An 18,916-nucleotide genomic window follows, 5' to 3' on the forward strand; every position below is an offset into this window, starting at 1 on the left:
TAAATATTATCTAAAGATACCTAAATCTACTTTTAAAGAAAAAATATTCGAATAAAGCGCCGCACTTTGATTCCCTAAGTCGGTCAAAGCATAATCTACCTGAATTCCTTTGTATTTGAAACCAAGGCCAATATTTGGCTGGAAATTTACTTTTTCAGTATTGTCTAATTGTGTGACATTTTGAAAATTTCCTGCACCGGCTCTTAAGAAAACAATATCTGTATAGCCAAATTCAAAACCAACCGCAGGGTCAATACTTACTACTTTTGATGAAATTATATCGTTTGTCTGCTCAAATCGCATATTCAAATTTGTAGCAACCAGAAGACTGTAATCATTATGGAAATCAAATTTTTTAGAAACTCCTAATTGTGCTTTTGGTAAAGTAATCTCTGTGCTTTCAGGCAATTCGTTGTTTTCTCCAGGAATAGCGTTGGCGATTTTTGCATATTCTTGTTCGTCAATGTTCCAGATATTATATGTGGTTGTAATATCGCGAAGCATCAAGCCAAATTTCCAGTCATTACGTTCAAACTGCAAACCTACGTCAAAACCAAAACCCCATGAATTGGCAAATTTTCCAATTATTCTTCGGATTATTTTGGCATTTACACCGTATTGAAAACCTTCAACTGGCAATTTTCGTGCATACGAAAAAGTAAAACCGTAATCTGCGGTTGAAAATAAACTGATTCGGTTATAATCAATATTTCCCTGGCTGTCGATTAATTGGGTGGTGTCCATAATATCATCAACGCCAAAACGAATCATCGAAATTCCCCAAGCACTTCGGTCATCAATTGGACTTGCGTAGGCTATAAAATCATATTGTGCAATATTCGCAAAATAATTGGCATGCATTAATGAAATTTGGTGGTCTTCAAGATTTGTTAAACCTGCGGGATTCCAGTACACTGCGTTAACATCATTTGTTGAAGCGACAACGGCACTCGACATTCCTAATGCAGCGGCATCAACACCAATATTCATAAACTCATTCGAATATTTTCGAACCGTTTGTGCATACTGTGCAGTAAAACTCCAAAACAATAAAAACGCAAAAAGTTTTTTCAAAAGTTATTTTTTTGCAGACTGAGGCCTGTTTTTAATTTTTACCAAAAATATAATATTTTAGTCATCTAATTTCTTCCTTTTATGAAATATTGCAGAACTAAGAGCTTTAACTAAAAAACTCTTGCGAAAACCTATTTTACATGCACTTATTATGCTAAATTTGTTCCTTACCATTATCAAATTTTATAAAGATGAATATTAAAAAACACATTCCTAATTTAATTACTCTAATAAATCTTTTCTGTGGCTGTGTAGCCGTTGTTTACATTTCTCAAGCCAATTATGAAATGGCTTTTTACATGGTTTGTTTAGGAATCTTTTTTGATTTTTTTGATGGTTTTTTTGCCAGACTTTTTAAAGTTTCAAGCCCACTTGGATTACAGTTGGACTCTTTGGCCGATATGGTAACCAGCGGAGTTGCTCCAGGTTATGTAATGTATAATATGTTTGTGAATGGCGGTCATCAATTAGGGACAAGTCCATTAATTCCGTTTTTAGGTTTTATAATAACTTTAGGATCTTGCTACCGCTTGGCTAATTTTAATATCGACACCCGTCAGACAGATTCTTTCATAGGTTTGCCAACTCCTGCAAATGCACTTTTTATTATTAGTTTGCAAGTAGTACTTGACATGTATGCTGATTCTTCGTTTTTTATTCTTGAATTATTAACAAATCAATGGGTTTTATTAATCATCACATTATTTAGTGCTTATATTTTGAACGCTGAAATCCCGCTATTTGCTTTAAAAATCAAGAAGTTTAATGTAAAAGATAACGCACTTCAAATTGTGTTTTTACTAATTTCAGTTGTATTGGTTCTTTTGCTTCATTATATCGCAATTCCTTTAATTATCTTTTTTTATGTATTGTTATCGATCATAAATAATTTGTTTTTGAAGAAGTAGCTCCTATTCTAATGGCAAGAAAAACAACTTACCGTAAAACATATTCAAGAAAACCGGCTGGAAGATCTTTTCTAAGCAAGCTTTTTCGAGGGATTTTGTTGCTATTTTTTTCGCTTTTATTCATCGGAATCGTCTATCATTACCGAAAAGGGCTGGCATACTATTTAGGATTTAAATCGGAGAAAGTTTTAGACGAAGATGAAGTAGACAAACACCTTTCTGATGTTCGAAATATTCGTGTTCTTGAAAATCATAAAGGAAAAGTTATCGGAATTGATGTTTCTGAATTTCAAGGAAAAGTCGATTGGGACGAGGTTGAAATTTTAGATGAAAAGTATCCGGTGCAATTTGTTTTTATAAGGGCAACTGCAGGAAATGATCGTGTAGATTCACAGTTTAAGAAGAATTGGGAAGGTGCAAAAGAAAATAAAATTATGCGTGGGGCCTATCATTATTATCGTCCAAACGAAAATTCTATTGAGCAGGCTAATCTTTTTATCAAAACAGTAAAATTGCAAAAAGGTGATTTGCCTCCGGTTTTAGATATTGAAAAATTGCCAAAAAATCAGCCTTTGGACAGTTTGAAAAAAGGTTTGAAACGATGGCTGACTAAAGTTGAAAAGCATTACCAAGTTCGCCCAATAATTTATTCGGGAGAACGATATTATAGTGATTTCCTAAAAGAAGAATTTAGCGAATATTTATTTTGGATTGCGAATTATAATTTCTACAGAGAAAAAATCGAAGACGATTGGCTTTTTTGGCAGTTTACAGAAAAAGCTTCTTTGCCCGGAATAAAACATCGTGTTGATGTGAATATTTATAACGGCGATTTGGAACAATTGCAGTTTATTACAGTGGAGTAGAAGTGAATTGGAGTGTTCAGTGTTCAGTTTAAAGTGTTCAGTTCCACTGCTTACTAAAAACTGAACACTGACCACTTTTTTTAAAGTTATTTTAATAAAACCAGAATAATCATTATCACTAAAGGTAATAGAAGAAGCACAGAATAAGGATTGGCAAAATTTATAGTAAGACCCATCCATTCAATCCTTTTTGGTGGCATTAACCGTTTGTCTTTCGGATTATAATAAAAGCATCCCAAATACCAATTGTTTGGATCTTTATGCCAATTGTCGTAATCTTCCTGAGTTGGTTTTTCTGACTTCATTATATTTTTAGATTAGTGTTCAGTGTTCAGTCTTTAGTGTTCAGAAAAAAACTGATTACTAAAAAGACTGAACACTGACCACTTTTTTTAAAATTCCAATTTCTTCTTACGAAGTTCAAAGTTTTGACCAAGATAAACGCGGCGAACCATTTCATCTTCTACTAATTCTTCGGGAACTCCTGCTTTCAGGATTCCTCCTTCAAACATTAGGTATGTTTTATCGGTAATTGCTAAAGTTTCCTGAACGTTGTGATCCGTTATTAGAATTCCGATATTTTTATTTTTTAATTGCGCAACAATTCTTTGAATATCCTCAACCGCAACCGGGTCAACTCCAGCAAAAGGTTCATCCAATAGAATGAATTTTGGGTCAGTTGCCAATGCGCGAGCAATTTCTGTACGACGACGCTCACCTCCAGAAAGTAAATCGCCTCGGTTGGTACGAATGTGTTCTAAACTGAATTCTTCAATTAAACTTTCCATTTTTGCAATTTGAGCTTCTTTAGAAAGTTTAGTTAATTGCAAAACGCTTAAAATATTATCTTCAATACTCAATTTTCTAAAAACCGAAGCTTCTTGTGCTAAATAACCAATTCCTTGCTGAGCACGTTTGTACATTGGGTAATCAGTAATATTCAAATCATCAAGATAAATATTCCCTTGATTTGGTTTTACCAATCCAACAATCATATAGAAAGAAGTTGTTTTTCCAGCACCATTCGGACCCAAAAGCCCTACGATTTCTCCTTGATTTACTTCAACGGAAATTCCTTTTACAACACTTCGGCCTTTGTAGGTTTTGATTAAATTATCGGCTCTTAGCTTCATTTTTTTAATTAGATAATTAGATAATTTGAAAATGAGATAATTGAAAAACTAACTCAGATTTAATTTTGATAATGTGCCAATTAGGCAATTTGATAATGAGATAATTTATCTCAGACGGGCAAAATAAGTAAAAATAAATCAATCAAATAAATGAATTAACATATCGTATGAAATTATCTAATTGACTAATTATCAAATTTTCTAATTATTTCCCAGCTTCTTCAAGAGCTTCCCAGAATTCGTAAGCTCTTCTTAAATGCGGAATTACAATTGTTCCTCCAACCAAAGTTGCGATTCCCATTGCTTCCATCATTTCTTCTTTCGAAACGCCTTCTTTATAACTTGTTTCCAAGTGATATTTCACACAGTCGTCACATCTCAAAACTGTAGATGCAACTAAGCCTAAAAGTTCTTTAGTTTTTACATCAAGAGCTCCAGGAGCGTATGCGTTTGTGTCAAGGTTAAAAATTCGCTTAACAATTTTGTTGTTGTCAGCTAATAATTTTTCGTTCATTTTAGAACGATAATCGTTAAATTCTTGTATTAATTCAGACATTTTCTTTCATTTTATTTCGATATACAATCCTTGAAATCAGGATACTCACTTCGTAGATAATCAGCATTGGTATTGCTACAATGGTTTGGCTTACTACGTCTGGTGGTGTTACAATTGCAGCAATAATTAAAATAATTACAACAGCATATTTCCAATATTTTCTTAAAAAAGCAGGAGTTACAAGTCCTAATTTGGTTAAGAAATAAATAGCGATTGGCAATTCAAAAAAGATTGCACTTCCTAAGATACTTGTTTTTACCATTCCCATATAAGACTCTAGCGTGAATTGATTTTTCACGACATCACTTACAGAGAAAGTAGCAACGAAATTTACCGACATCGGAATTACAACATAGTAGCCAAATAATACTCCTAAAAAGAATAGCATCGAAGAAACAAAAATGAAAACTTTTGCGTTTTTACGTTCTTTCTCGTACAAGGCCGGACTGATAAATTTCCAGATTTCCCATAAAATATAAGGGAAACTTAAAATGAAACCTGCCAATAGACACATCCAGACAAAAATATTTACTTGTCCTTCCATTTCTGTATTCTGAATAATGAAATTCAGTTCAGTAATACAAATGCTGTCTGCAAATCCCAATGAATGAGATAAATCGCAAAACCATACATAAGTAAAAAATGTAGGTCGAATTGGACCTAAAATAATTTGATCAAATAAATAATCACTAATAAAATAAGTCACAAATGCCATAATACATATTGCAATTGTACTTCTAACTAATAACCATCTTAATTCTTCAAGATGGTCTAAAAATGACATCTCGCCAAGGTTTTTCTTTGCCATTATACGATTCCTTCTTTTAAAATGTCATGTAAATGTAATACTCCTTTGTATTCGCCATTGTCGGCCACAATCAATTGTGTTATAGCGAAATCCTCTAAAATGTTCAGGGCATCAACTGCCATAGTTTCTGAAGATACTAATTTAGGATTTTTTGACATAATATCTCTTGCAGTTAAGTCAGCAATAGTATCTACGTCATTTAGCATTCTTCGGATGTCTCCATCGGTAATAATTCCAACTATTTTATTGTTTTCAATAACCGCTGTTACGCCTAATCTTTTTTCTGAGATTTCAAAAATAGCTTTTTTGATTGAAGTTTCTGGTGTAACCATTGGTTTTAGTGAATGTTCAATCATGTCTTTCACTTTAAGCAGCAGTTTTTTTCCTAAAGCTCCGCCTGGATGATAAATTGCAAAATCCTCAGGTTTAAAATCGCGCATTTCCATTAAGCAAACGGCAAGGGCATCGCCCATAACAAGCTGTGCTGTTGTGCTGTTTGTTGGTGCAAGATTTATTGGGCAGGCTTCTATTTCAACAGTTGTATTTAAAACGTAGTCTGAACCTTTGGCTAAAAAAGAAGTTATGTTGCCAGTGATTGCAATTAAAGTGTTTCCGAAACGTTTCAATAATGGAACTAAAACTTTAATTTCAGGACTATTGCCGCTTTTTGAAATGCAGATAATGATGTCTTCATTTTGAATCATGCCTAAATCACCATGAATGGCTTCAGAGGCATGCAAAAACATAGATGGAGTACCTGTTGAGTTAAAAGTGGCAACCATTTTTTGCGCGATGATTGCGCTTTTTCCGATGCCGGTAACGATTAAACGGCCTTTGGTTTCGTAAATGCGTTGGGTGGCTTCGTAAAAATTTTCGTCTAAAAAATCAATTAGTTTTGTAATTGCCTCACTTTCAGATAGTATTGTTTTTTTGGCAATCGCCAATATATTTTCTTTTGAGATCAAAACAGAATATTTAAAATTTGTATGTATAAAAGAAAGTTGTATCTTTATGTGTTGCAAATTTATACAAAATATCCATTAATATAAAGAATGAATTCAAACGAAATTGAAATACACAAGGAATTAAAGAAGTATTTCGGCTTTAGCCAATTTAAAGGCTTGCAGGAGCAAGTCATTACGAGTATTTTAGGTAAAGAGAATACTTTCGTAATTATGCCAACAGGCGGTGGAAAGTCTCTTTGTTATCAATTACCCGCTTTAATTCAGGACGGAACAGCCATTGTTGTTTCTCCTTTAATTGCTTTGATGAAAAATCAGGTTGATGCGATTCGAAGCCTTTCTTCAGAAAACGGAATTGCGCATGTGCTTAATTCCTCTCTCACAAAAACAGAAATTGCTCAAGTAAAAAAAGACATCAGTTCTGGTTTGACCAAGCTTTTATATGTGGCCCCAGAATCTTTAACTAAAGAAGAATATGTGGCTTTTTTACAAAGTGTGCCCATTTCATTTGTTGCTATTGATGAAGCGCACTGTATTTCAGAATGGGGGCATGACTTTAGGCCGGAATACAGAAATCTTAGAAATATTATCAAACAATTAGGCAAAGTGCCAATTATTGGATTAACCGCAACTGCAACCCCAAAAGTTCAGGAAGATATTCTGAAAAACCTTGATATGTCTGATGCAAATACTTTTAAAGCATCATTCAACAGACCGAACTTGTACTATGAAGTTCGCACAAAAACGAAAAATATTGAATCGGATATTATTCGATTTATCAAACAACATAAAGGCAAATCTGGAATTATTTACTGCTTGAGCCGTAAAAAAGTAGAATCGATTGCCGAAGTTTTACAAGTGAACGGAATCAGTGCTGTTCCGTATCACGCAGGATTGGATGCAAAAACACGCGCCAAACATCAAGACATGTTTTTGATGGAAGATGTTGATGTTGTTGTGGCAACAATTGCCTTCGGAATGGGAATTGATAAACCAGATGTTCGTTTTGTAATTCATCATGATATTCCAAAATCACTAGAAAGTTACTACCAAGAAACAGGTCGCGCTGGCCGTGATGGAGGCGAAGGACATTGTCTTGCTTATTACTCTTATAAAGATGTAGAAAAACTGGAGAAATTTATGTCTGGCAAACCAGTTGCCGAACAGGAAATTGGTTTTGCACTTTTGCAGGAAGTTGTGGCTTACGCCGAAACTTCAATGTCACGCAGAAAGTTTCTTCTTCATTATTTCGGAGAAGAATTTGACAGCGAAACTGGAGAAGGTGCAGATATGGACGACAACGTTCGTAATCCTAAACATAAAGTTGAGGCTAAAGAACAAGTTGTTAAATTATTGGAAATCGTTCGAGACACGAAACATATATACAAGTCAAAAGAAATTGTCTTTACTTTAATTGGGCGTATAAATGCTGTAATTAAAGCACATAAAACAGATACACAGTCCTTTTTTGGTTCAGGTTCTGATCATGATGAAAAATACTGGATGGCTTTGTTAAGACAAGTTTTGGTAAGTGGTTATTTGTCTAAAGATATTGAAACGTATGGCGTTATAAAGATTACAAAAGCAGGTCTGGATTTTATTAAAAAACCGGTTTCATTTATGATGTCTGAAGATCACGAATATAGTGAAGCTGAGGATGAAGCAATTGTAACAGGAGCAAAATCATCAGGAACTGCAGATGAAGTTTTGATGGGAATGCTTCGCGAACTTCGTAAAAAAGTGGCCAAAAAACTTGGAGTGCCACCTTTTGTTGTTTTTCAGGATCCTTCACTTGAAGATATGGCTTTAAAATATCCAATTACATTAGCTGAATTGTTTAATATTCATGGTGTTGGAGAAGGAAAAGCAAAAAAATACGGCGGTGAATTTGTTGCCTTAATTAGCCGTTATGTCGAAGATAATGATATTATTCGTCCAGATGATTTAGTAGTAAAATCTACGGGAGTAAATTCTGCAAACAAGCTTTATATCATTCAGAATATTGACAGAAAATTGCCTTTAAGCGATATTGCTTCAGCCAAAGGTCTGACAATGGATGCTCTAATCAAAGAAATGGAACAAATCGTATATTCCGGAACCAAATTAAATATCAAATATTGGGTTGATGATATGCTCGACGATGATCAGCAGGAAGAAATTCACGATTATTTCATGGAATCAGAATCAGATAAAATCGAAGACGCACTTAAAGAATTTGATGGCGATTATGATATTGATGAATTACGTTTAATGCGTATTAAGTTTATTAGTGAAGTAGCGAATTAAAAAATAAATTCCAAAATTTTTAAAATTCCAAATTCCAAGCTGTCGGTAGCAATTGGAATTTGGATTTTTTTTAATGTAAGTTTTGGAGTTTGGAATTTAAAATATTGGGATTTTATTCAACATAAACTTCCCCACGATGTGGTTTCAAAGCATCTCTAACCTGGATCATATTTTCATCAGTCACGACCATAAAGGCAGTTGCATGCATGTCGTTTACGATTTTATATCCTGTAATATTCAAAGGCAATTTTTCGATTGCGATATATTCTTTTAAATGAATTTCATGATGTTCGGCTGTTTTTGCAGAAGCCGGACCGCGAAAATCCCAAATCAGTTTTATTTTTCTAGACATTTTTTTTAAGGTACAAAGGTTCAGAGTTGCAAAGGTACAAAGTCTGTTTTGAAAATGGATTTTTATATTAAAGATCTAATTTCATTTCAAAATAGTACTTTTGCATTGTATTTTTGATTTAATCGAAAATCTTTTAAAACCATAAAAAATAAGAATGGAGGAAAAGTCAGAAGAAAATGAATTATCGTTGAGTGAATCTGCGAAAGATCATTTAAGAACGGCGGCAAATTGGGTTTATGTAATATCGATTATCGGATTGATTGTAGTAATGTATGGAGTTCTCCGTCTATTTTATGATTATATGAATCTTTCTAAATGGGATGACGTTCCTTCAGGTGGAGGAGTGGGATATTTTATGGCTATGGCCATATTGCCCATTTTGTTGCTTATTTGTGTCGTTTGTTTTTTTCCGCTTTATTATTTATATAAATTTTCTTCAAATGTTAGAATAGCTTTTAGAGATGATGATTCAGAAGCTTTAGAAGATTCATTTAGATATTTAAAATTACATTATATCACAATTGGAATTTCGCCTCTATGCGTCATTGTATATTTTTTAGTGGTTAGCATCTTTTAACAATATTATTACCTTTTAATCAAAATGCCAAGAGAACTTTTACTTCAGGTAACTCCAGAAACTGCTGCAAACGAATTGTTGCTGAAAGACTATTTGTCTAAACAAATAAAAGTTTCTCCACAGGAAATTCAACACATTACAATTTTAAAACGTTCGATTGATGCACGCCAGAAAGCGATTAAAATCAATTTGAAAGTTATTATATATTTAAAAGGAGAAGCATTTCAGGAAACTAAAATTGAACTTCCTATATATAAAGATGTTTCATCAGCTCAGGAAGTGATTGTTGTTGGGGCTGGTCCAGCCGGACTTTTTGCGGCTTTGCAATTAATAGAATTAGGCTTAAAGCCAATTGTAATTGAACGAGGAAAAGACGTTCGCGGGCGCCGACGCGATTTAAAAGCAATAAATGTAGAACATATTGTAAACGAAGATTCAAATTACTGTTTTGGAGAAGGCGGAGCCGGAACGTATTCGGATGGGAAATTATATACACGTTCTAAAAAACGTGGTGATGTAACTAGAATCTTAGAACTTTTAGTTGCTTTTGGAGCTTCAGAAGATATTTTAGTTGAAGCGCATCCTCATATTGGAACAAATAAACTGCCAAAAATTATTGAAGATATTCGAAAGAAAATCATCGAGTTTGGCGGTCAGGTTTTGTTTGATACCAGAGTTGATGATATTTTGGTAAAAAATAATGAAGTCGAAGGTATCGTAACGCAAAACGGAGATAAGATTCTGGCTAATAAACTGATTTTGGCAACCGGACATTCGGCGCGTGATATTTTTGAATTATTAGATAAAAAGAAAATTTTAATCGAAGCAAAACCTTTTGCTTTAGGTGTTCGTGCCGAGCATTCGCAGGAATTAATCGACAGTATTCAATACAGTTGTGATTATCGCGGAGAGCATTTGCCTCCAGCACCATATTCTATTGTAAAACAAGTTAACGGCCGTGGCATGTACTCGTTTTGTATGTGTCCGGGTGGTGTCATTGCGCCTTGCGCTACAAGTCCGGGAGAAGTGGTTACTAATGGCTGGTCGCCCTCAAAACGTGATCAGGCAACGGCAAATTCTGGAATTGTGATTGAGTTGAAGTTGGAAGATTTTAAACCTTTTGCAAAATTTGGAGCCTTGGCCGGAATGGAATTTCAAAAAAGTATCGAACAAAAAGCATGGCATTTGGCTGGACAAACTCAAAAAGTTCCAGCACAAAGAATGATTGATTTTACACAAAATAAAGTTTCTGCCGATATTCCAAAAACTTCTTATGTTCCAGGAACAACTTCGGTTGAAATGGGACAAGTTTTTCCAGGATTTTTATCGCAGATTTTGCGTGAAGGTTTTAAAGAATTCGGAAAATCAATGCGCGGTTATTTAACCAATGAAGCCATTTTGCATGCTCCTGAAAGCCGAACTTCATCACCAGTCAGAATTCCGAGAGATCCTATCACTTATGAGCATTTGCAGATAAAAGGTTTATATCCGTGCGGAGAAGGGGCAGGTTATGCCGGCGGTATTATTTCTGCTGCAATTGATGGTGAAAAATGTGCTTTGATGATTGCTGAAACTTTAAAATGATACTATAAATGTGGTTTTGAAAACGGATGCCGCGTGAGGGATAGAGCTAAGCTACCGAAGTAGCAGCGAAAGCCCGACAGCAATAAAAAAAGGGGCCGACTAAGCGTTTTGCATAGTCGGCCCCTTTTTTTATTGCTGGCACGCCCAGATTATTATTTACGGAATCAAAATTATTTTTCCGGTACTTTTTCTGCTTTCCAGATAATCGTGCGCCAGTTTTCCTTCAGATAATTTGAAAGAAGTTGGTTCTGAAAGTTTGATTTTTCCTTCGATAATCCAATTAAAAAGCTGTGTTGCTCTTTTGATTCTTTCTTCTTTAGAATTCAAATAACTCCACAAATCGCCTCCGGTTAAGGTTTTGGAACCGTCCATTAACATTCTTGGATCTACAGGTTCAGGATCTCCGCCCGCCATTCCGAAGAAAACGACTTGTCCGCATTCTTTAGCTACTTCAAAACTTTCTTTTAAAGTGCTTCCTATACTGTCGTAAACAACATCAACGCCATTTGGAACAGTTTTGAAAACTTGCGATTTCCAATCTTCATTGTACAGGAAAACATGATCTGCACCTTGTTCAATTGCAACTTTTGCCTTGTCTGCTGAAGAAGTTAAGCCAATAACAGTTGCGCCAAAAAGCTTGCTGATTTGTGTTAAAATTTGTCCGACTCCGCCGGCAACTGCGTGAATTAATACCGTTTCGCCTTTTGCTGTTTTATGACTGTCGGTTGCTAGATAATGCGCTGTTAATCCTTGCAATAAAATCGAAGCTGCGGTTTCAAAAGAAATGTTTTCCGGCAATGGCAAAACGTGATTTATGTTTACGGCAACCAATTCGGCGTTTGCAAAAGGAGCATCGGCGAAAGCCACGCGATCACCAACTTTATATTCAGGATGATTGTTTGCATCAACAACAATTCCGGCGCCTTCGTAACCGGCAATAAAAGGCGGGTTTCCTTTTAAATGGTAATTTCCTTTTCGTCTGTAAACATCGGCAAAATTTAATCCGATGGCTTTCATTTCGATTAAAATTTCATCCGTTTTTAATTCCGGATTCGGGATTTCGATATATTCTAAAACATCTGAATCTCCAAAAGTAGAGAAGGTAAGTGCTTTCATTTTTTTAATTTTTAGGACTACAAAAGTACGCCAAAATTCAAAAAATAAGCCTCATTTAATTTTTTAAATGAGGCTTTGAAAAAGTTTTTTTAGCCACAGATTAAAAAGATTTTCACGGATTAAATTTTAGTTTTAAAACTTTAAAAAAATCCTTTTAATCTTTCTAATCTGTGGCTAAAAATAAATTAGATTTTTGGGAATTTCATTTCGTTGAAAGTGCTTTTTTGTTTGGCCAAAGCTTCAACATCTTGCCATTTTCTTGGAGATTCTGCAGAAAGGTTTTCATAGGAATCTTTTTTGATTAAAATATCATCTTCGATACGAACGCCTATATTCCACCATTTTTTATCGCATTTGCTGTTTGCCGGAATATAAATTCCCGGTTCAACTGTCAGAATCATGTTTTCTTTTAAAGTCCCCATGTAATTTCCTTTGTCATGAACATCTAAGCCAAGAAAATGTGAACAGCCGTGCGGATAGTAAATTCTGGCATCTTTAGGATCTGTAATGATTCCTAATTTGATTAATCCTTTTGCGATAATTTCTCTCGATTTTGTATTTAAATCCTGAATAGGAGTTCCTTCTTTGCAAAGTTTAAAAACTTCTTCCTGTGCATCATAAACCAATTGGTAAATTGCTTTTTGTTCTTCAGTAAATTTTCCGTTTGCGGGAACTGTTCTGGTGACATCGGCAGAATAACCATGATATTCTGATCCAACATCCATCAGCAATAACTGGTTGTCAATTTTTGTTGAATTGTTTTCGCCATAATGCAAAATACATCCGTTTGCTCCGGCACCAACAATTGGCGGATAGCCTTCGCCTTCGGCGCCATAATGTCTGTGAACGTAAGCGTGAATTCCGTCTGCTTCATTTTCGCTCATATCAGGACCAACAGCTTTCATTACTTCGTTGTGGGCAATGCAGGAAAGTTTTACGGTTTTACGCATTAAATCAAGTTCTTCGGGAGTTTTTATTTCTCTAAGTGAATTGGTTATATTGGTGAACAAATCTGTAGAAGTATCGTTGTTTTGGGTAATTCCGGCTTTGGTTTTAAAAGTTTCAAGTAAGCCAAAAAAATCAAATCCGCTTTTGTCATTTCCTAGATCTGTTGAGATTTTGTCATAAATGACTTTGTCAAATTTCTTGAAATCTATAACAAAGCCGTTAAAATCTTTGCCATTGTAAGCGGTTGTAAAACCAAGTTTTGATTTTGCACCTTCAACGCCTAAACGTCTTCCGGTCCAAGTTTCTCTGTTGGCATTTCTTTCTCTTACAAAAAGAATTTCGTTGTATTTTTCTGTTCCCTGAGGTTCTTTAAAAAGCACTAAAACAGCATCTGGTTCTTTGTATCCAGTTAAATAGTACATGTCTGGATTTGCGTGATAATTGTAATTAACGTCTTTTGAGAAAATTCTTTCCGGATAAGAAAAAACTACCGCTACTGAATTGGCAGGCATTAAAGCCCTGAAAGCTTCGCGACGGCCTTTGTGAAATTCTTTTGAAAGATAATCTGTTGGGAGATTTTCTTGAGAATGAACTTGTGAGAATGTAAATAAAACGGCAAAGAATACTACTAATTGCTTCATTTTTTGGTTTTTTATTGATAATTTTTGGTTTTTTGATTAGTGCAAATTACAAAAAAAATACAATCACATATTGTAATTTAAATGTTTGATTAATATAGTTTTAAACAAAATGATGTAACTTAGAGATTAGAAAAATACAGTTTGTTGTGAAAATTAAATTTCAATTAATCGTGTAACCGGGCACGAATATTGAGAACGTTCTATTTATAAAGTAATTTTAATCTTCAAAAATACATTTTTATGAAAAAATACACACTAGCAGCCGTTTCCCTTTTTATGGTATTATTGACTTCTTGCAAGGCATCAAAAGAAGCGTCAAGCGGAGGAAATTTATTTGGTACAACTTGGGAATTAGAATATATTTCAGGACCAAGAATTGCTTTTGAAGGATTATATCCGAATAAGAAACCACAAATCACTTTTGATCAAAAAGAAACAAAAGTTTTTGGAAACAATGGCTGTAACGGATACAGTGCGCCTTATACTTTAAGCGGAAAATTGTTAACTTTTGGAGAACCGGGACCAAGTACATTGATGTTTTGTGATGGAGGAGGAGAACAGCAATTTTTACAGCAAATGAAAAAAATCACAAGCTATTCGATTGATAAGGACGGAAAATTAAATTTAATTCAAGGCGATGTGCCGATGATGAGATTTAAAAAAGTGGCGAAACAATAGTTTCAGTTATTCAACTTTGATAAAGTTCAACATAAAAAAAGGGAAATGACAGAATCATTTCCCTTTTTTATTTTACAAGCTTTTGCCCTTATTTCTTTTTCAGTTTGTCTTTAAAAACTTTTTCAAATTTTTCAATTTTTGGCTGAATTACCATTTTGCAATACGGCTGATTTTTATTGTTTGCATAATAGTTTTGATGGTAATCTTCGGCTTTATAAAAAGCTTTAAAAGGCTCGACTTTTGTCACAATCGGATTGCTATACACTTTTGCTTTGTTTAATTCGGCAATAATGCTTTGAGCCGCTTTTCTTTGCTCGTCATTTTTGTAAAAAATAACAGAGCGATATTGAGTTCCAACATCTGCACCTTGACGATTTAAAGTTGTTGGATCGTGAACGGTAAAAAAGACTTTGAAGATTTCATTAATATCGGTTACATTTTTATCATAAGTGATCTGAACTACTTCGGCGTGACCCGTTTCTCCTGTACAGACTTCTTCATAAGTAGGATTAGGAACATTTCCGCCTGAAAATCCAGAAACAACAGATTTTACTCCATCCAGGTTTTCGTAAACAGCTTCTACACACCAATAACAGCCTCCGCCAAGTGTAATAGTTTCAAGATTTGAAGCTTTTTTATTTTGTGAAAATCCGTTTAATGACAAAGTGAATAAACAGATTAAAAGTAGATTTTTCATAGTTAAATTATTTGTTGTCGGGTATAAAATCTAGAGCAATTGAATTCATGCAATAACGTTTTCCGGTTGGCTCAGGACCGTCGTCAAACAAATGTCCAAGATGTCCGCCACAACGGCCGCACAATGCTTCGATTCGTTCCATTCCGTATGAATTGTCATTTTTGTAAACCACGCTTGTTTTGTTTTCTTGTTCGAAAAAGCTTGGCCATCCACAGCTGCTGGAGAATTTTGCGGTTGATCTAAAAAGTAAGTTGCCGCAAGAAGCACAATAATAGGTTCCTTTTTCGTCAGTGTTCCAATATTTTCCCGTAAATGGTCTTTCGGTGTCGGCATGGCGCATCACGGCATAAACATCTTCGGGTAAAACCTTTTTCCACTCGGCATCACTTACATTTAATTTTGTTGTATCGGTGTTGGAGTAATAAGGATTTCCGGGTTTGCTGATTTTGTTTTCCATAGAAGTAGCTGTTTTTGAGGCTTGTTTTTTTGTGTTTTGTCCGCAGGCCTGAAAAATAAAAAGTGGCAGTACAAAACAAAGGCTGAAAATTAAGTTCTTAGATTTCATAGGTTTTTGGTGCATTAATCTGATGTTCAAAGATACGGCGACATTCTGCTTTGAAATGTCGGCTAAATTACAATTCAGATATTTTTAAGTATGTTTTAACTTTTTATTATTTACGTAAAAAGAAACTTTGCAGTTTTTATATCTTATTTTTAAAGGATTTTCGATTAATAAGGAATGTAGTCTATTGTTGTCCAGAGTTTTGTAAAAAGAGGAAAGTAGTTAAACTTTTCACAATGTCTTCTAGGATTTTATAGCCATTTCTTTTTTCGTATTTTTGTTAATTCAATACGCCCTATGACAGAAGAAAACGTAATATTAGTTAACAAAAACGACGAACAGATTGGCTTAATGCCAAAATTAGAAGCACATGAAAAAGCACTTTTGCATCGTGCATTTTCGGTTTTTATTTTAAACAATAAAAATGAAATTATGCTCCAGCAAAGAGCGCATCATAAATATCATTCGCCTTTGCTTTGGACAAATACCTGCTGCAGTCATCAGCGTGAAGGCGAGAGCAATATTGAAGCCGGAAGCCGTAGATTGTATGAAGAAATGGGATTTAAAAGCGAATTAAAAGAGCTTTTTCATTTTATTTATAAAGCGCCTTTTGATAATGGTTTGACAGAGCATGAGCTTGATCACGTAATGATTGGGTATTATGATGGTGAACCGGCCATTAATCCTGAAGAAGTTGAAGACTGGAAATGGATGAGTATTGAAGATGTAAAAGCTGATATTGAGAAACAGCCCGAAATTTATACGGTTTGGTTTAAGATAATTTTTGATGAATTTGATCATTATCTCGAAGACCATAAATTATAACCAAAATTAACCAAAAACCTAAATGAGAGTAACCATATCAAGAAAAGCACATTTTAATGCTGCGCATCGATTGCATAGGAAAGATTGGACAGCTGAAAAAAACAATACTGTTTTTGGGAAGTGCAATAATCCCAATTTTCATGGTCACAATTATGGTTTAACTGTTAGTGTTACAGGAAAAATTGACCCGGAAACTGGTTTTGTTTTAGATGTGAAAGTATTAGCGGATATTATACTTGAAGAAGTTGAAATCCCGTTTGATCACAAAAACTTGAATCTGGATGTTCCGGAATTTCAGGATTTGAATCCGACAGCTGAAAATATAGCTGTTGTGATATGGAATAAAATTAGAAAAAGAATTCAGCCTGATTTTGACTTAGAAATCGTGCTTTATGAAACGGACCGCAATTTTGTAACTTATAAAGGAGAATAATAAATGTCATTAAAAATAGGAGATATAGTTCCGAATTTTACTGCAAAAGATAGTCACGGAGAACTTTTTGAAAGCCAGAGTGTTTTAGGAAGAAAGCCTTTAGTGATTTATTTTTATCCAAAAGATAATACGCCAGGCTGTACTACAGAAGCCTGCAGTTTCCGCGATCAATACGAAGATTTTAAAGATTTAGGTGCTGAAGTTATTGGTATTAGCAGTGATAGTGTAAAATCGCATCACAAATTTGCCAATAAATACAAACTGCCTTTTATTTTATTGTCAGACCAAGACAAAAGATTGAGACAGCTGTTTGGTGTCCGTAATAATTTGTTTGGGCTTTTGCCCGGAAGAGTAACTTACATTGTTGACAGAAATGGTGTGGTTATTTTTATTTTTGACAGTATGAATGCTGAAAAGCATATTCAAAAAGCGCTGGAAACAATCAAAGAATTAGTATTATAGATTAATAAAATAGTATTACGACAATATTTAAATAATAGAGATATTAGCCCAAAAAAGATGAGCACACAATTATATCCATTGCAGTTTGAACCAATTTTGAAGGAAAGAATTTGGGGAGGCGAAAAGCTGAAAACAGTTTTAAATAAACCAATTACTTCTAAAATTACTGGTGAAAGCTGGGAATTGTCTACTGTTGAAGGAGATGTAAGCGTGGTTTCAAATGGCGATTTGAAAGGAAAATCGTTAATGGAACTTATTAATGAAAAACCAAATGAAATTTTGGGAACTAGCGTTTATGAGCGTTTCGGAAAACAGTTTCCGTTACTTTTTAAATATCTAGATGCTCGCGAAGATCTTTCGATTCAGGTTCATCCAAATGATAAATTGGCAAAAGAGCGTCATAACTCTTTTGGCAAAACCGAAATGTGGTACGTAATGCAGGCCGATTCTGATTCAAGAATTATTGTTGGTTTTAAGGAGAACTCAAGCAAGGAAGAGTATTTGAAACATCTGCATGATAATACGCTTGTATCTATTTTAGATGATGTAAAAGCAAAATCTGGTGATGTTTTCTTTTTAGAAACAGGAACAGTTCATGCAATTGGAGCAGGTTTGGTTGTTGCCGAGATTCAGCAGACTTCTGATATTACGTATCGATTGTATGATTTTGACCGAGTTGATGCGCAGGGGAATAAAAGAGAATTGCACGTAGATTTAGCGCTTGATGCGATCAATTACAATAAAGTTGATACACAGAAGAAATACGAAACAAAATCAAATGTTTCGAATACAGTTGTTGATTGTCCTTATTTTACAACGAATTTTATTCCGTTAGAAGACAAAGTGGGAGTTTCAAAATCTGGGGAAACTTTTACTGTTTATATGTGTATCGAAGGAAGTTTTGAAATCGAATATGCCGGATTTAGTGATACTTATGTGAAAGGAGATACAGTTTTGGTTCCGGCAACTGTAAGTGATTTTATTTTGGACGGAAATGCTTCAATTTTAGAAATTTACATTTCTTAGCACTTATTCTAAAGATAATATGTATTTTTGCAAACGCAAATTAAAATTATAATAAAAATGGCAAACGTTAAAAATTTAAAGAAAGACATCAATTTTGTATTAGGAGATATTATTGAAGCAGTTTACTTGTTTGAGCTTTCAACTACAGGAAACCCTACTCCAGAAACGAATGCTTTAATCGATGAAGCGATCGCTGCATTTGATACTTTGATCACAAAAGTGAACGCAAAGAACGTTGAAAACAAAAAAGCGCACTTCAAACAAATCAATGTTGAATTGGAAGAAACTGCTAATCAATTGATTGCTAAAATCAACGAATTGTAAGCAAAAAAAAGTATAAAAAAGTGCAAATTTATTTTGGAAAAACGAAAAACCGCTTTATATTTGCACCCGTAATGAGTCGCCAGCGTAGCTCAGTTGGC

Annotated in this window: 22 protein-coding genes; 11 read left to right on the forward strand and 11 right to left on the reverse strand. The window is 34.4% G+C overall.

Going from position 1 to position 18,916, the window contains the following annotated elements; genetic code table 11:
• Positions 1-6: 6 nt before the first annotated feature.
• Positions 7-990, reverse strand: coding sequence for a PorV/PorQ family protein (locus GKZ88_RS18490; RefSeq protein WP_155103817.1), 984 nt, complete (start codon positions 988-990; stop codon positions 7-9).
• A 275-nt stretch (positions 991-1,265) separates the two neighbouring features.
• Here GKZ88_RS18490 and GKZ88_RS18495 point away from each other — a divergent pair, with 275 nt between their 5' ends.
• On the forward strand, positions 1,266-1,982 hold the full coding sequence (locus tag GKZ88_RS18495; RefSeq protein ID WP_155103793.1) for a CDP-alcohol phosphatidyltransferase family protein: 717 nt from the start codon (positions 1,266-1,268) through the stop codon (positions 1,980-1,982).
• 11 nt (positions 1,983-1,993) lie between these two features.
• The gene (locus GKZ88_RS18500; protein WP_155103794.1) at positions 1,994-2,848 is read left to right on the forward strand and encodes a glycoside hydrolase family 25 protein; all 855 of its coding nucleotides are present in this window, start codon (positions 1,994-1,996) and stop codon (positions 2,846-2,848) included.
• Between the two features lie 86 nt (positions 2,849-2,934).
• Here GKZ88_RS18500 and GKZ88_RS18505 read toward each other — a convergent pair whose 3' ends face one another.
• The 5 genes from GKZ88_RS18505 to GKZ88_RS18525 form a co-directional block, all read right to left on the reverse strand.
• Entirely contained in the window at positions 2,935-3,153 is a 219-nt protein-coding gene (locus tag GKZ88_RS18505) for a DUF5808 domain-containing protein (protein ID WP_155103795.1), read from the reverse strand.
• Positions 3,154-3,240: 87 nt separating this feature from the next.
• Positions 3,241-3,981 carry an LPS export ABC transporter ATP-binding protein gene (lptB, locus tag GKZ88_RS18510; protein WP_012022391.1) on the reverse strand — a complete coding sequence of 247 codons (741 nt, stop codon included), beginning with the start codon at positions 3,979-3,981 and terminating at the stop codon, positions 3,241-3,243.
• Between the two features lie 205 nt (positions 3,982-4,186).
• Positions 4,187-4,537: a carboxymuconolactone decarboxylase family protein gene (locus GKZ88_RS18515; RefSeq protein ID WP_155103796.1), complete on the reverse strand. Its 351-nt coding sequence runs from the start codon at positions 4,535-4,537 to the stop codon at positions 4,187-4,189.
• Positions 4,530-5,345: a twin-arginine translocase subunit TatC gene (gene tatC / locus GKZ88_RS18520; protein ID WP_155103797.1), complete on the reverse strand. Its 816-nt coding sequence runs from the start codon at positions 5,343-5,345 to the stop codon at positions 4,530-4,532. Before tatC ends, GKZ88_RS18515 begins: the two co-directional genes overlap by 8 nt.
• Complete coding sequence (locus GKZ88_RS18525) at positions 5,345-6,310, reverse strand: KpsF/GutQ family sugar-phosphate isomerase (RefSeq protein WP_155103798.1); 966 nt, start codon at positions 6,308-6,310, stop codon at positions 5,345-5,347. The genes tatC and GKZ88_RS18525 overlap by 1 nt, the downstream gene beginning before the upstream one ends.
• A gap of 87 nt (positions 6,311-6,397) precedes the next feature.
• Between GKZ88_RS18525 and recQ the strand changes: the two genes are divergently transcribed.
• Positions 6,398-8,593 carry a DNA helicase RecQ gene (gene recQ, locus GKZ88_RS18530; protein WP_155103799.1) on the forward strand — a complete coding sequence of 732 codons (2,196 nt, stop codon included), beginning with the start codon at positions 6,398-6,400 and terminating at the stop codon, positions 8,591-8,593.
• A 112-nt stretch (positions 8,594-8,705) separates the two neighbouring features.
• Here the strand turns inward: recQ and GKZ88_RS18535 are convergent, their stop codons facing one another.
• Positions 8,706-8,945 carry a hypothetical protein gene (locus GKZ88_RS18535; RefSeq protein ID WP_155103800.1) on the reverse strand — a complete coding sequence of 80 codons (240 nt, stop codon included), beginning with the start codon at positions 8,943-8,945 and terminating at the stop codon, positions 8,706-8,708.
• Between the two features lie 154 nt (positions 8,946-9,099).
• Between GKZ88_RS18535 and GKZ88_RS18540 the strand changes: the two genes are divergently transcribed.
• Both GKZ88_RS18540 and GKZ88_RS18545 read left to right on the forward strand, forming a co-directional pair.
• On the forward strand, positions 9,100-9,522 hold the full coding sequence (locus GKZ88_RS18540) for a hypothetical protein (RefSeq protein WP_155103801.1): 423 nt from the start codon (positions 9,100-9,102) through the stop codon (positions 9,520-9,522).
• Positions 9,523-9,546: 24 nt separating this feature from the next.
• Positions 9,547-11,106: an FAD-dependent protein gene (locus tag GKZ88_RS18545; RefSeq protein ID WP_155103802.1), complete on the forward strand. Its 1,560-nt coding sequence runs from the start codon at positions 9,547-9,549 to the stop codon at positions 11,104-11,106.
• 156 nt (positions 11,107-11,262) lie between these two features.
• Here the strand turns inward: GKZ88_RS18545 and GKZ88_RS18550 are convergent, their stop codons facing one another.
• Complete coding sequence (locus tag GKZ88_RS18550) at positions 11,263-12,222, reverse strand: quinone oxidoreductase (RefSeq protein WP_155103803.1); 960 nt, start codon at positions 12,220-12,222, stop codon at positions 11,263-11,265.
• Positions 12,223-12,407: 185 nt separating this feature from the next.
• Positions 12,408-13,811: an aminopeptidase P N-terminal domain-containing protein gene (locus GKZ88_RS18555; RefSeq protein WP_155103804.1), complete on the reverse strand. Its 1,404-nt coding sequence runs from the start codon at positions 13,809-13,811 to the stop codon at positions 12,408-12,410.
• A 240-nt stretch (positions 13,812-14,051) separates the two neighbouring features.
• On the opposite strand from GKZ88_RS18555, the gene GKZ88_RS18560 reads away from it, so the two are divergent.
• The gene (locus tag GKZ88_RS18560) at positions 14,052-14,489 is read left to right on the forward strand and encodes an META domain-containing protein (protein WP_155103805.1); all 438 of its coding nucleotides are present in this window, start codon (positions 14,052-14,054) and stop codon (positions 14,487-14,489) included.
• Between the two features lie 88 nt (positions 14,490-14,577).
• On the opposite strand, the gene msrA is transcribed toward GKZ88_RS18560, so the two are convergent.
• Both msrA and msrB read right to left on the reverse strand, forming a co-directional pair.
• Positions 14,578-15,186, reverse strand: a complete 609-nt coding sequence (gene msrA / locus GKZ88_RS18565) for a peptide-methionine (S)-S-oxide reductase MsrA (protein ID WP_155103806.1) — start codon at positions 15,184-15,186, stop codon at positions 14,578-14,580.
• A gap of 7 nt (positions 15,187-15,193) precedes the next feature.
• Positions 15,194-15,751 (reverse strand): peptide-methionine (R)-S-oxide reductase MsrB, encoded by a 558-nt coding sequence (gene msrB, locus GKZ88_RS18570; protein WP_155103807.1) that lies wholly within the window; start codon positions 15,749-15,751, stop codon positions 15,194-15,196.
• Between the two features lie 294 nt (positions 15,752-16,045).
• On the opposite strand from msrB, the gene idi reads away from it, so the two are divergent.
• Genes idi through GKZ88_RS18595 form a run of 5 tightly spaced genes read left to right on the forward strand, consistent with a single transcriptional unit; the run spans position 16,046 to position 18,818 of the window.
• Complete coding sequence (gene idi / locus GKZ88_RS18575; RefSeq protein WP_155103808.1) at positions 16,046-16,573, forward strand: isopentenyl-diphosphate Delta-isomerase; 528 nt, start codon at positions 16,046-16,048, stop codon at positions 16,571-16,573.
• Between the two features lie 22 nt (positions 16,574-16,595).
• Complete coding sequence (locus tag GKZ88_RS18580; protein WP_155103809.1) at positions 16,596-17,006, forward strand: 6-carboxytetrahydropterin synthase; 411 nt, start codon at positions 16,596-16,598, stop codon at positions 17,004-17,006.
• A 3-nt stretch (positions 17,007-17,009) separates the two neighbouring features.
• Complete coding sequence (locus GKZ88_RS18585; RefSeq protein WP_155103810.1) at positions 17,010-17,468, forward strand: peroxiredoxin; 459 nt, start codon at positions 17,010-17,012, stop codon at positions 17,466-17,468.
• Positions 17,469-17,525: 57 nt separating this feature from the next.
• On the forward strand, positions 17,526-18,494 hold the full coding sequence (locus tag GKZ88_RS18590) for a type I phosphomannose isomerase catalytic subunit (protein ID WP_155103811.1): 969 nt from the start codon (positions 17,526-17,528) through the stop codon (positions 18,492-18,494).
• Between the two features lie 57 nt (positions 18,495-18,551).
• Complete coding sequence (locus tag GKZ88_RS18595; RefSeq protein WP_155103812.1) at positions 18,552-18,818, forward strand: hypothetical protein; 267 nt, start codon at positions 18,552-18,554, stop codon at positions 18,816-18,818.
• Positions 18,819-18,916 lie beyond the last annotated feature (98 nt).

The sequence above is a fragment of the Flavobacterium sp. LC2016-01 genome (genome assembly GCF_009711135.1).
GTDB lineage: Bacteria > Bacteroidota > Bacteroidia > Flavobacteriales > Flavobacteriaceae > Flavobacterium.